Origin of the sequence: Kitasatospora sp. NPDC056327, from assembly GCF_042261735.1 — a bacterium.
In the GTDB taxonomy this organism is placed as follows: domain Bacteria; phylum Actinomycetota; class Actinomycetes; order Streptomycetales; family Streptomycetaceae; genus Kitasatospora.
Window position 1 is genome coordinate 1 of sequence record NZ_JBHJRC010000257.1, and the last position, 12,041, is coordinate 12,041.

Below are 12,041 nucleotides of genomic sequence, written 5' to 3' on the forward strand. Positions count from 1 at the left end.
GCCCCCGGTGGGACCCGTCGACCCGGGGCGCGCCGGCCGGCGCGCCGTCAGGCGGGGCTCAGAAACACTCGTTGCCGGGGCCGTCGCCGCTCTTGAGCTTGAGGCTCAGGCCGTTGAGCACGAAGGTGCCCGCCGAGGTGGCGCGCGCGGTCTGCTGCACGTTGGTGAGGTCCGCCTCGCGGGCGGCCTGGGCGAAGCCGAAGGCGCCGGTCGGCAGGCTCTCGCCCGCCTTCCCCAGCTTCGGGTGGCCCTTCCAGCCCTGGGTCGCCGAGCCCGTGAGGGTGGAGGCGTCCTGGCCGATGTTGATGTCCCGGAAGGTCGCGTCGGCGTCCAGCTGCTCCAGGTCGATCAGCAGGTTGTGCGCGGTGACCGGCTTGCCCTTCTCGGTCCCGGCGTTCAGTTGGAGGGTGATCTTGCCGAGGCCGAGCGCCGACAGGTCGGTGACCACCGACTGGCAGAGGCTCTCGATCACGGCGTCGTCGAAGGCCGAGACGGCGACCGGGTGCGGCTTGCCGTTGGCCTCGATGTCGACCGCGCCGAACTGGGCGAAGTTGCTGCCCGTCAGGTGCGGGGTCCGCACCTTGAACTGCTGGCCCGAGATGCTGAACGAGGCGGCGAGCGCGCTGTTGGCGATCGAGACGCCGACCATCGCGGTGGCCGCGACGCTCGGCACCATCACCAGGGCGAAGCGCTTCCAGCGGGTCTTGCCGTGGGTCTGGGACATGCGTGTCCTCCTTGTGGGACGTACATCTCCGGCTCCCCGGTGGCACGTCCGGCACACGCGGGGGCCTGGGATGGGAGAGAGCTACGTCCTCGGTAGCGGAGAGCGCCGTGGCGACACGGGCGATCCCCCCGAGCGACGACCAGCGACCGCGCGGGCGGCGCGGCCGTACGAAGGACAGGAACCGCTGTGGGACCGCGGACACCCCCCTGCCCTCTTCGCCGGCGGCAGGGCCGTCGGCCACCCGGTGGGGATCCCCTGCTCGCCGCCCGCCGGCCGGCTGCCGGCGGAGGTCGAGGTGTGGGGACCGGGCGTGCCGATGCTGCTCGAATCCAGGGCCGAGCACAAGAGGTCGCATTACTGACGGGTAATCCCATACGGGCGACAGCGATCATGGAATCGAAGGCGACAGCACGCAGCGTGACGAAATGAAGGATTCGTGCGGGCGGAATCCCTCGGAAACATCAGCGAAACACCCGTGGACGGTCACATGTCGTGACCGTCCACGGGTGTTGTCAAGATTTGGTAAACCTCAGGGGCGATGACCGGATTGTCCCTAAATCACCCGGCGGCGGCGCAGGTCATCCCCCGTGTCACCGACCGGGCGTCAGAACAGCACCCGGGCCAGCGCCTGACGGGCCGCGGTGACCCGCGGGTCCTCCGGGCCGATCACCTCGAAGAGCTCCAGCAGCCGCAGCCGGGCGGTGTCCCGGTCCTCGCCGAAGGTCCTGCCGACGGTCGCCACCAGCCGGCCGAAGGCGTCCTCGACGTGCCCGCCGACCAGGTCCAGGTCGGCCGCCTCCAGCTGGGCCGCGACGTCCTTGGGGTCGGCCGCGGCGGCCGCCCGGACCGCCTGCAGGTCCAGCCCCTCGATGCGCTGCAGCAGCTGAGCCTGGGCCAGGCCCACCCGGGCCTCGGTGTTGCCCGGCTGCTCGGTCAGCACGTTCCGGTAGGCCTGCACGGCACCGGCCAGGTCGCCCTGGTCGAGCGCGTCGTGCGCCGCACCCAGCGCCGGGTCCTCCGGACGGCCCGGACCGTCGGCGGCCTCCGCACCCTCGGCGGGAACGCCGCCGCCGAGACCGACCACGCCGAAGCGCTGCTCGGCGACCAGGATCAGCTGGTCCAGCACCTTGCGGACGTTGGCCTCGTTCTCGGCGCCCTGGAACAGCGGCACCAGCTGGCCCGCCACCACGGCCATCACGGCCGGGATGCCCTGGATGCCGAACTGCTGGGCGATCAGCTGGTTGGCGTCGACGTCGATCTTGGCGAGCACGATCCGGCCGGCGTACTCCTCGGCCAGGCGCTCCAGGATCGGGCTGAGCTGCTTGCAGGGCCCGCACCACTCGGCCCAGAAGTCGACGACCACCGGCACCTCGGTGGACCGCTGGACGACCTCGGTCTCGAAGGTGTCCTCGGTGACGTCGACGACGAGGCGGAGCGCGGACCCGGCCGGGGCGGACCCGGCCGCCTCGCCGGAGGCCGCCTGGCGGGCCCGCTCGGCCCTGGCCTGCTCGGCCTTCTGGGCAGCCTCGCCGGCTGCCTTCACCGCGGCGAGGTCGACCGCACCACGCAGGGCGGCACTGTTGAGACGAGAATTCCGTGGCTGCATGGCACCATCCTCCCCCGCCCGCGCCGCTGCCGGGCACCAACCTCCCGGAAAACGCCCCGCGCGGGCTGCGCGGTCCCGATTCCCGAGGCGGTGGACCCACCTCCCGATAGCCTGAACCGTTCGGCGCGGATCCCCATCCGCGCCCGCGCCGCTCCCGTCCCACGGGACACGGCGCCTGGTCGTCGCTTTCGCTACGAGTCGTAGCGTAACTGGACCGAGGGCACCCGCCGCAACCCCTTCCGCCGCTCGCCGGACGTGAGCTGGGCCACTTTCCCGGGCGGCCCGGCTGACCCGGGCGCGGAGGAGTCGCTACCGTTACCGCTCACAGACAAGTTACTTACCGGTAAATCGCAAGGAGGCCCGGTGCCGGCCCCCCAGCCCCCCGCCCCGGAGAGCCCGGAGACCGCCGCCGGCCGTGCCAAGGGCCGGCCGCGCAGCGCCGCCGCCGACCGCGCCATCCTGGACGCCACCCGCGAGACCCTCGCCGAACTCGGCTGGGGCGGGCTCACCATGGGCCACGTCGCGACCCGCGCCGGCGTCGCCAAGACCACCCTGTACCGCCGCTGGCCGTCCAAGAACGAGCTGGTGGTGGACGCCGTCGCCAGCCTCTTCGACGAGCTGGAGATGCCCGACCTGGGCAGCCTGCAGGCCGACGTCGAGGCCGTGGTGGCACAGTTCGCCGACCTGCTGGCCCGGCCGGAGACCCAGGCCGCGCTGCTCGCCCTGTTCGCCGAGGGCACCCGCGACCGGCAGTTGCGCCGGCGGATCCGGGAGTCGATCGTCGACCCGCAGAAGCGGCTGGTCCGGCAGGGCCGGGCCGCCGCCCAGGCCCGCGGCGAACTCGCCCCGGACGGCGACGAGCGGACCGCCCGCGAGGAGGTCGACATCATCTTCGACACCATCGCCGGAACGGTCGAGCACCGGGTGCTGGTCAGCGGCGAGCCGATCACCCCCGACTGGACCCGGCGCTTCACCGGGCTGCTGCTCGGCCCCTTCCCCGGCCTGCGGCCCGCCGTACGCACGGGACGGACCGGGGTCCGGCTCAGAACCGGGCGACCTCCCGGTAGATCCCCCACTCCTCGCGCAGCGCGTTGCAGATCTCGCCCAGGGTGGCCTCGGCGCGCACCGCGTCCAGCATCGGCGGGATCATCGACGCGCCGGACCGCGCGGCGGCCAGCATCGCGTCCAGTCCGGCCCGGACGGCGGCCTCGTCGCGGCCGGCCCGGCGCGCGCCCAGCACCCGGACCTGCTCCCGCTCGACCTCGTGGCTGACCCGCAGGATCTCCAGCTCGGGGGTGACGCTGCGCGGGTGGCAGTTGACGCCGACGACCCGCTTCTCGCCCTTCTCCACGCCCTGCTGGTACTGGAAGGCCGCCTCGGCGATCTCGCCGGTGAACCAGCCGTCCTCGATGCCGCGCAGGATGCCGGAGGTGATCGGGCCGACCTCGTGGTCCTCCCGGCCCTTGTCCAGGATCTTCCGGAAGATCTCCTCGGCCTGCTGCTCGATCCGGTCGGTCAGTGCCTCGACGTACCAGGAGCCGCCCAGCGGGTCGGCCACGTTGGTGACGCCGGTCTCCTCCATCAGCACCTGCTGGGTGCGCAGGGCGATCTCGGCGGCCTGCTCGGACGGCAGCGCCAGGGTCTCGTCCAGGGCGTTGGTGTGCAGCGAGTTGGTGCCGCCGAGCACCGCCGAGAGCGCCTCGACGGCGGTGCGGACCACGTTGTTGTACGGCTGCTGCGCGGTGAGCGAGACGCCGGCGGTCTGGGTGTGGAAGCGCAGCCACTGGGCCTTGTCGGTCTTCGCGCCGAACCGGTCGCGCATCCAGCGGGCCCAGATCCGGCGGGCGGCGCGGAACTTGGCGATCTCCTCGAAGAAGTCGAGGTGCGCGTCGAAGAAGAAGGAGAGGCCGGGCGCGAAGACGTCCACGTCCAGGCCGCGGGAGAGGCCCAGCTCGACGTAGGCGAAACCGTCGGCGAGGGTGTACGCCAGCTCCTGCGCGGCCGTCGCCCCGGCCTCGCGGATGTGGTAGCCGGAGACCGACAGCGGCTTGTAGGCCGGGATGCCGTTCGCGCAGTACTCCATGAGGTCGCCGATCAGGCGCAGGTGCGGCTCGGGCGCGAAGAGCCACTCCTTCTGGGCGATGTACTCCTTGAAGATGTCGGTCTGCAGGGTGCCGTTGAGCACCCCCGGGTCGACGCCCTGCCGCTCGGCGGCGACCAGGTACATGCAGAAGATCGGCACCGCCGGGCCGCTGATCGTCATCGAGGTGGTGACGTCGCCCAGCGGGATGCCGCGGAACAGCACCTCCATGTCGGCGGCCGAGTCGATCGCCACGCCGCAGTGGCCGACCTCGCCGAGCGAGCGCGGGTCGTCGGAGTCGTAGCCCATGAGGGTGGGCATGTCGAAGGCGACCGAGAGGCCGCCGCCGCCCGCCTCCAGGATCATCCGGTACCGCTCGTTGGTCTGCTCGGCGTTGCCGAAGCCGGCGAACTGGCGGATGGTCCAGGTCCGGCCGCGGTAGCCGGTCGGGTGCAGACCCCGGGTGTAGGGGTACTCGCCGGGCCAGCCGATCCGCTCGAAGCCCTCGTGGGCCTGTCCGGGGGCCGGGCCGTAGACCGGCTCGACCTCGTCCCCGGAGAGGGTGGTGAAGTCCGCGTCCCGCTTGCGGGCGCTGTCGTACCGCTGCTGCCAGCGCTGCCGTCCGCGCTCGATCTCCTCGGCGTCCATGACCCCGAACTCCGCTCCGTACGGCCGCCTCACCAGCGGGCGGCACAGCTGTTAGGACGTCCTACTAATTTACTCGGACGTCCTAGTACTTGTCGACGGAGACCCGGCGCGGACACCGGACCCGCACCCCCGGGGCCACGGACCGGACCCCGGACACGCGCAAGGGCGCCCTCCCCGGCGAGGGGGAGGGCGCCCTGCGGCGTGCCGCGGGCGGCGCGCCGTGCGCTCAGACGCCGGCCGGCTGGCGGGCGGCGTCGGCCGGGAGCCGGGCGGCGGCCTCGGCGACCACCTTGCGCTCCGCGACGAAGGAGGCGAACGGGATGCAGCCGGCGGCCAGCGTGAAGATCATCCGACCCAGCGGCCACTTGAGCTTCTGGCCGAGCAGGAAGGTCACCACGAAGTACCCGATGTAGAGGTAGCCGTGCAGCATCGCGACGTAGGTGGTCACGTCCTCGGCCGTGTCGAAGCCGTACTTCGCGACCATGAAGCCGCAGAAGACCAGCAGCGCCACACCGGTCGCGATCGCCAGGGCGCGGTACCAGCCCAGCAGGGGGGTCGCCTTCATGAAATCATCGCCTCGCTCGGCAGCATCGGGGGGTACGTCCGGATCCGCGCACCGCTCACACGAGGGTAGCCGTCCTCACGCCCCGGGCCGCGCAGGCCCCTCGCCCACGGCCCCGGCGAGGTCGTCCGACGCCTCGGCGAAGTCGCCGGCGGCCACCCGCAGCGGGCGGAGCAGGGCGAACACCTCGCGGCACTGCTCCTCGTCGTACTCCTCCAGGCCGAACTCCATCGCCATGAGCCGGCGGGTGGCGCCCTCCACCACCTCGCGGCCGTGGCCGGTGATCGAGGCGAGCACCCCGCGGCCGTCCAGCGGGTTGGGGCGGCGGGCGACCAGACCGGCCCGCTCCAGGCGGTCGACGGTGTTGGTGACGCTGGTCGGGTGGACCATCAGACGCTCGCCGATCTTGGAGAGCGACAGCTCGCCGGTCCGGCTGAAGGTGAGCAGCACCAGCGCCTCGTAGCGGGCGAAGGTCAGCCCGTACGGCTTGAGGACCGCGTCCACGCGGGAGAGCAGGATCTGGTGCGCCCGCATGATCGAGGTGATCGCCGCCATCGCGGGGACGGTCCCCCAGCGGCGGGTCCACAGCTCGTCGGCGCGGGCGATCGGGTCGAAGTCGAGTGCGAGGGGCTTGGCCACCTCCTTACCGTACCGGCGGGCGGAACCGGTGCTCCCGGGCGTCCTGATGGTGGACAGGTGCGACCCGGCCGCACGGTTCGGCGGCGTCGCCCGGCGCGCCGCCCGTAGCAAGGCCGCCCCCGGACGACAAGGTCCGCCGCTGGCGGGATCCCGCCAGCGGACGAACGGTCACGAAAAGGACAACCGTCGCACCGCCACCACCCGTACGGGCCGTGGCGAGACCTGGCCAATCCCCCGTTGCGCCCTGTTCTTTCACGACCTGCATTGTCATGCTTCTGCCCAAGCCCCGTCCGGACGCCCGTCGCCCCCACCCAACGACGGGCTGTCAGGCCGCACGGGATCAGCACGTCAGCGCCCTACCGCCCCACGGCGCCAACCCCGGCGCCCCGGTACGAGGCGTGACCGCGCACCCGCGGTTTCGTGGAAGGAACCCCGTACGTGAAGCGAAAGCTGACAGTCGGCGCCGTACTCTCCGCCTCCGCCCTGCTGGCCGGCGCCGTCCAGGTCGCCGCGGCCCCTGCCCAGGCCGTCCCCGTCCAGCAGCGCGACGCCCTCGTCGCGCTGGCCGGCCAGCAGGCCGCGCCGCTGGCGAAGGCCCTCTCCCTCGGCGGCCAGGAGCAGCTGGTCGTCAAGGACGTGATCGCCGACGCCAACGGCACCCGTCACCTGCGCTACGACCGCACCTACGCGGGCCTGCCGGTGCTCGGCGGCGACCTGATCGTCCACCAGACCGCCGGCGGCCGGATCTCCTCGGTGGACCGGGCGTACGAGGGCCGGCTCTCGGTCCCGACCCTGACCCCCGCGCTCTCCGCCGGCACCGCCTCCACCCAGGCCGTCGAGTCGGTCCGGGCCACGGTCGGGATCGCCCCGAGCGACGCGGACGCCTCCCCCGTCACCCGGGTCGACGGCGCGAGCGCCCCGTCCCTGGTGGTCTGGGCGGGCGGCGGCACCCCGCGGCTGGCCTACCAGACGGTGGTCCACGGCGAGCGCGCCGACGGCACCCCGAGCAGCCAGCGGCTGATCACCGACGCCGCCACCGGCGAGGTGCTCTCCACCCACGAGGAGGTGCAGACCGCGGCCGGCACCGGCAAGGGCGTGCACGTCGGGACGGTCCCGCTGACCACGACCCAGAGCGGCAGCACCTACCAGCTGAAGGACCCGTCCCGCGGCAACCAGTGGACCGGCAACGCCAAGAGCAGCAACGCGCTGTACACCGACGCGGACAACAACTGGGGCAACGGGCTCGCCTCGGACACCCAGTCCGCCGCGGTGGACGCGCAGTACGGCACCGGCGCCACCTGGGACTACTACAAGGCCACCTTCAACCGCAGCGGCATCAAGAACAACGGCGTCGGCGCCAGCAACCGGGTGCACTACGGCAACGCCTACGTCAACGCCTTCTGGCAGGACTCCTGCTTCTGCATGACCTACGGCGACGGCACCAACAACGCCAACCCGCTGACCGCGATCGACGTGGCCGGCCACGAGATGACCCACGGCGTCACCTCCGCCACCGCCAACCTCACCTACTCCGGCGAGTCCGGCGGCCTCAACGAGGCCACCTCGGACATCTTCGGCACCCTGGTCGAGTGGTACGCCAACCTGCCCGCGGACGTGCCGGACTACCTCATCGGCGAGAAGATCAACATCTTCGGCAACGGCAAGCCGCTGCGCTACCTCGACAAGCCCTCCAAGGACGGCTCGTCCAAGGACACCTGGTACTCCGGCATCGGCAGCATCGACGTCCACTACTCCTCGGGCGTCGCGAACCACTTCTTCTACCTGCTGTCGGAGGGCAGCGGCGCCAAGACCATCAACGGCGTCGCGTACAACAGCCCGACCTCCAACGGCTCGACCGTCGCCGGGATCGGCCGCAACAAGGCCGGCGCCATCTGGTACAAGGCGCTGACCACGTACTTCACCTCCAGCACCAACTACAAGGGCGCCCGCACCGGCACCCTGAACGCCGCCAAGGACCTCTACGGCGCCGGCAGCGTGGAGTACAACACGGTGGCCGCCGCCTGGAGCGCGGTGGGCGTCAACTAACGCCGGACGGACCACTCCCGGTAACGCGACAGGCTGCCGGGGCCCACTGGGAGAGGGGGCCCCGGCAGCCTGTCGGCGCGTCGCGGGGAGGGTCAGGCGGCAGCCGGCACCGCGACCTTGGCGCGCTCCTCCTTGGCGAGCATCCGCTCGGCGACGAAGCCGCCGCCGGGCAGCACCGAGAGGACGAACAGCACGGCGCCGCGCTTGACGTCCCACTTCTGCGTCTGCCAGGCCAGGATCCAGAAGACGACGTACAGGACGAACAGGATCCCGTGGATCATGCCCATCACCGGCACACCATTGAAGTCGGTGGTGCGCTTGAGCACCGAGCAGACCAGCAGGAGCAGGAAGGAGACCCCTTCGGGGCCGGAGACCAGGCGCAGGCGGTGGACGGCGCTGCTGTTCACGATGGGTACCTCGATACGGGGGCTCGGAGATCGCTTGTGAACCGGCTCACAAGCATCCGCCCCATTATCACCGAGCACATGTCCGGGGCCGTGCCCGGGGTGGCACCGGAGCCCGACCGGCCGTTTTGTCCCAGACACGTACCAGAACGCCGCCACCCCCTCCCCCGGCCGGCCCGCCGACCGCTAGATTGCGCCCGTGGCACAGTTTCGACTCCAGGGGTCAAAGACGCTCGCCGTCGACATGACCGGCGACCTCGTGAAGGCCAAGAACGGTTCGATGGTCGCCTACACGGGCCAGATGAACTTCAAGAAACTCAGCGGCGGCGGTGACGGCCTGCGCGGCATGGTGACGCGCAGGCTGACCGGCGAGCAGATGACGGTCATGGAGGTGAAGGGCCAGGGCACCTGCTACTTCGCCGACCAGGCCACCGAGATCAACCTGGTGCGGCTGAACGGCGAGACGCTCTACGTCGAGTCGGACAACCTGCTCTGCACCGAGGGCACACTGAAGACCGGCACCAGCTTCACCGGCCTGAACGGCGTCTCCTCCGGCAACGGCCTGTTCACCACCAAGGTCGAGGGCCACGGCTGGGCCGCCGTGACCTCCCAGGGGCCGGCGATCATCCTGCGGGTCTCCCAGGGCATGCCGCTGCGGGTGGACCCGGGCGCGTACGTGGCGCACACCGGCAACCTCAACCGCTCCATCAAGTCCGGCGCCGGCTGGAGCACCTTCATCGGCGAGGGCGGCGGCGAGGCCGTCCAGGTGGAGTTCACCGGCGAGGGCCTGGTCTACGTGCAGCCCTCCGAGAAGCTGACCATCGGGGGCGACGTCTGATGGCGTTCACGAAGATCAACAGCAAGATGATCGAGGCCCTGGTCGTCCCGGGCCAGCGGCTGTTCAGCCAGCGCGGCGCGATGCTCGCGTACACCGGCGAGGTGCGGTTCACGCCGAACATCACCGGCGGCCAGGGCGGCGTGATGTCGATGATCGGCCGGCGGGTGGCCAACGAGGACACCCCGCTGATGACCGTCGAGGGCCAGGGCAGCGTGATGTTCGGCCACGGCGGCCACCACGTGCACGTGATCGACCTCACCGGCGACACCCTGTACGTCGAGGCGGACCGGCTGCTGGCCTTCGAGGGCTCGCTGCAGCAGTCCACCATGTTCATGGGCTCGCAGGGCGGCGTGATGGGCATGGTCCGCGGCCAGGTGACCGGCCAGGGCCTGTTCACCACCAAGCTGGACGGCCACGGCTCCGTCGCGGTGATGGCGCACGGCGGCGTCTTCGAGCTGCCGATCACGCCGAACCAGCCGGTGCACGTCGACCCGCAGGCCTACGTCGCGCACCGCGGCCAGGTCCAGAACAAGCTGTCCACCGCGCTGGGGTGGCGCGACATGATCGGCCGCGGCTCCGGCGAGGCGTTCCAGCTGGAGCTGTCCGGGCACGGCACGGTGTACGTGCAGGCGAGCGAGGAGAAGCTCTGATGTCCTACCCGCCGCAGCCCCCGTACGGGCAGCCGCACGACCCGTACGGCCAGCCGACCCAGCCCGGCTACCCCGCCGCCCCGCCGCCCGGCTACCCGCCGCAGGGACAGCCCTACCCCCCGCCGGGCCAGCCTTATCCCCCGCAGGGCCAGCCCTACCCGCCCCAGGGGCAGCCGTACCCGCCACAGCCCTACCCCCAGCAGGGCGGATACCCACCGCCCCCGCCGCAGGGCTACCCGGCGCAGCCGCCCCAGCAGTACGCCCAGGAGCAGTACGGGGGCGCGCAGGCCCCGCTGCCCAAGGCGCAGGACGGCACCGGGCCGGTGGTGCACGACGCGCACAGCCTGCCGTCCAACGACAACGTCAACCCGTACGCCTTCTCGGTGGACCTCAACGGCTCGTACTTCCTGCAGAAGGGCAAGATGGTCGCCTACTACGGCGACATCTCCTTCAAGGGCGTCGGCGCCGGCGCGGTCGACCGGATGCTCGGGCAGCACTTCAACTCGCCGATGCACGCGGCGGACTGGGTGGTCGCCGAGGGACGCGGCAAGCTGCTGCTGGCCGACCGGGCCTTCGACCTCAACTCCTACGACCTGGAGGAGGGGAACCTGACGGTCCGCTCGGGGAACCTGCTGGCCTTCGAGCCCACCCTCCGGCTCAAGCAGTCGATCATCCCGGGCTTCCTGACCCTGATCGGCAGCGGCAAGTTCGTCGCCGCCTCCAACGGGCCGGTGCACTTCGTCGAGCCGCCGATCCGGGTGGACCCGCAGGCGCTGGTCGGCTGGGCGGACTGCCCGGCGCCGTGCCACCACTACGACCACGACTACATGCACGGGGTGATCGGCGGACTGCGTCGGCTCACCGGCGTCGGCGGGGCGTCCGGCGAGGAGCACCAGTTCGAGTTCATCGGCGCGGGCCAGGTGCTGCTGCAGTCCAGCGAGACGCTGATGGCCGAGCGGTCGGTCGGCCAGGTGCACGCCGAGGCCGGGGTGCCGATGGGCGGGGTGCCGAGCCAACACGCCTCGGGCCACGGCAGCCAGCTCCCGAACGTGCCCGGTCTCGGTAACCTGGGGGACCTCGGACGGCGCTTCGGGCTCTGACCCGGGGCGCGCCGGACGGGGCAGGGCGGAGCACGAAGGGCCACGGTGCCGCACGGGCCGTGCGGCACCGTGGCCGGATCGCGTCCACCGCCGGACGTGAACGCCGGTAAAGTCGTACAACATTGAACTAAATGCGGTATCCTGGGGCCATGGAGACGCACACGATCGAGCCGGCCGACATCTCAGTCCCGCAGCCCGCGGGGTCCGAGGAGGAGACTCCCTGGCTGACCGCCCGGGAGCAGCGGTTGTGGCGCGCCCACCTGGAGGTCGCCAAGCTGCTGGACTACCAGCTCAGCCGCGAGCTGCAGCCGCACAACCTCGCCATCAACGACTACGAGATCCTGGTGGTGCTCTCCGAGGCACCCGAGCGGCGGATGCGGATGACCGACCTGGCCACCGCGACCCTCCAGTCCAAGAGCAGGCTCTCCCACCAGATCACCCGGATGGAGAACGCCGGCCTGGTGCTGCGCCAGGACTGCCCGGGCGACCGCCGCGGTCTCTACGCCCACCTCACAGAGCAGGGCTGGCAGACCATGCAGCGGGTCGCGCCCTGCCACGTGCGCAGCGTCCGGGCGCACTTCATCGACCGCTTCACCCCCGAGCAGCTCGACGCGATGTACGAGGCGCTGGCCCCGGTCGCCGAGCACCTGCGCGGCCTGCGCGGACGCGGCTGAGCCCGGGCGGACACGGCCGGGCACCGGCCGTGAACGGCGCAAGGGCGGCACCCGGGCCGGGTGCCGCCCT

11 protein-coding genes and 1 pseudogene are annotated in these 12,041 nt (G+C 71.7%); 6 read left to right on the forward strand and 6 right to left on the reverse strand.

Annotated features, from left to right (window positions below):
- Positions 1-58: 58 nt before the first annotated feature.
- Positions 59-724: a DUF6230 family protein gene (locus ACFCX4_RS28290; RefSeq protein ID WP_376148222.1), complete on the reverse strand. Its 666-nt coding sequence runs from the start codon at positions 722-724 to the stop codon at positions 59-61.
- 604 nt (positions 725-1,328) lie between these two features.
- Positions 1,329-2,330: a thioredoxin gene (gene trxA, locus ACFCX4_RS28295; protein WP_376148225.1), complete on the reverse strand. Its 1,002-nt coding sequence runs from the start codon at positions 2,328-2,330 to the stop codon at positions 1,329-1,331.
- A 363-nt stretch (positions 2,331-2,693) separates the two neighbouring features.
- On the opposite strand from trxA, the pseudogene ACFCX4_RS28300 reads away from it, so the two are divergent.
- A pseudogene (locus ACFCX4_RS28300) lies at positions 2,694-3,329 on the forward strand (TetR/AcrR family transcriptional regulator); the annotation flags it as partial.
- A gap of 43 nt (positions 3,330-3,372) precedes the next feature.
- On the opposite strand, the gene ACFCX4_RS28305 reads toward ACFCX4_RS28300, so the two are convergent.
- The 3 genes from ACFCX4_RS28305 to ACFCX4_RS28315 all read right to left on the reverse strand — a co-directional run bounded on the left by ACFCX4_RS28305 (position 3,373) and on the right by ACFCX4_RS28315 (position 6,259).
- Positions 3,373-5,058, reverse strand: coding sequence for a methylmalonyl-CoA mutase (locus tag ACFCX4_RS28305; RefSeq protein WP_376148228.1), 1,686 nt, complete (start codon positions 5,056-5,058; stop codon positions 3,373-3,375).
- 226 nt (positions 5,059-5,284) lie between these two features.
- Entirely contained in the window at positions 5,285-5,623 is a 339-nt protein-coding gene (locus ACFCX4_RS28310; RefSeq protein ID WP_376148231.1) for a DUF3817 domain-containing protein, read from the reverse strand.
- Between the two features lie 75 nt (positions 5,624-5,698).
- A complete protein-coding gene (locus ACFCX4_RS28315) occupies positions 5,699-6,259 on the reverse strand; it encodes a MarR family winged helix-turn-helix transcriptional regulator (RefSeq protein WP_376148234.1) in 561 nt (186 codons plus the stop codon).
- 438 nt (positions 6,260-6,697) lie between these two features.
- Between ACFCX4_RS28315 and ACFCX4_RS28320 the strand changes: the two genes are divergently transcribed.
- Complete coding sequence (locus ACFCX4_RS28320; protein ID WP_376148237.1) at positions 6,698-8,305, forward strand: M4 family metallopeptidase; 1,608 nt, start codon at positions 6,698-6,700, stop codon at positions 8,303-8,305.
- A gap of 92 nt (positions 8,306-8,397) precedes the next feature.
- Here the strand turns inward: ACFCX4_RS28320 and ACFCX4_RS28325 are convergent, their stop codons facing one another.
- Positions 8,398-8,715, reverse strand: a complete 318-nt coding sequence (locus ACFCX4_RS28325) for a DUF3817 domain-containing protein (protein ID WP_376148246.1) — start codon at positions 8,713-8,715, stop codon at positions 8,398-8,400.
- A gap of 193 nt (positions 8,716-8,908) precedes the next feature.
- Between ACFCX4_RS28325 and ACFCX4_RS28330 the strand changes: the two genes are divergently transcribed.
- The 4 genes from ACFCX4_RS28330 (at position 8,909) to ACFCX4_RS28345 (ending at position 11,971) form a co-directional block, all read left to right on the forward strand.
- Positions 8,909-9,547 (forward strand): AIM24 family protein, encoded by a 639-nt coding sequence (locus tag ACFCX4_RS28330; RefSeq protein WP_376148240.1) that lies wholly within the window; start codon positions 8,909-8,911, stop codon positions 9,545-9,547.
- Positions 9,547-10,197 carry an AIM24 family protein gene (locus ACFCX4_RS28335; protein ID WP_376148242.1) on the forward strand — a complete coding sequence of 217 codons (651 nt, stop codon included), beginning with the start codon at positions 9,547-9,549 and terminating at the stop codon, positions 10,195-10,197. The genes ACFCX4_RS28330 and ACFCX4_RS28335 overlap by 1 nt, the downstream gene beginning before the upstream one ends.
- Before the next feature lie 293 nt (positions 10,198-10,490).
- The gene (locus ACFCX4_RS28340) at positions 10,491-11,297 is read left to right on the forward strand and encodes an AIM24 family protein (RefSeq protein ID WP_376148249.1); all 807 of its coding nucleotides are present in this window, start codon (positions 10,491-10,493) and stop codon (positions 11,295-11,297) included.
- A gap of 149 nt (positions 11,298-11,446) precedes the next feature.
- Positions 11,447-11,971 (forward strand): MarR family winged helix-turn-helix transcriptional regulator, encoded by a 525-nt coding sequence (locus ACFCX4_RS28345; protein WP_376148244.1) that lies wholly within the window; start codon positions 11,447-11,449, stop codon positions 11,969-11,971.
- Positions 11,972-12,041: the final 70 nt, after the last annotated feature.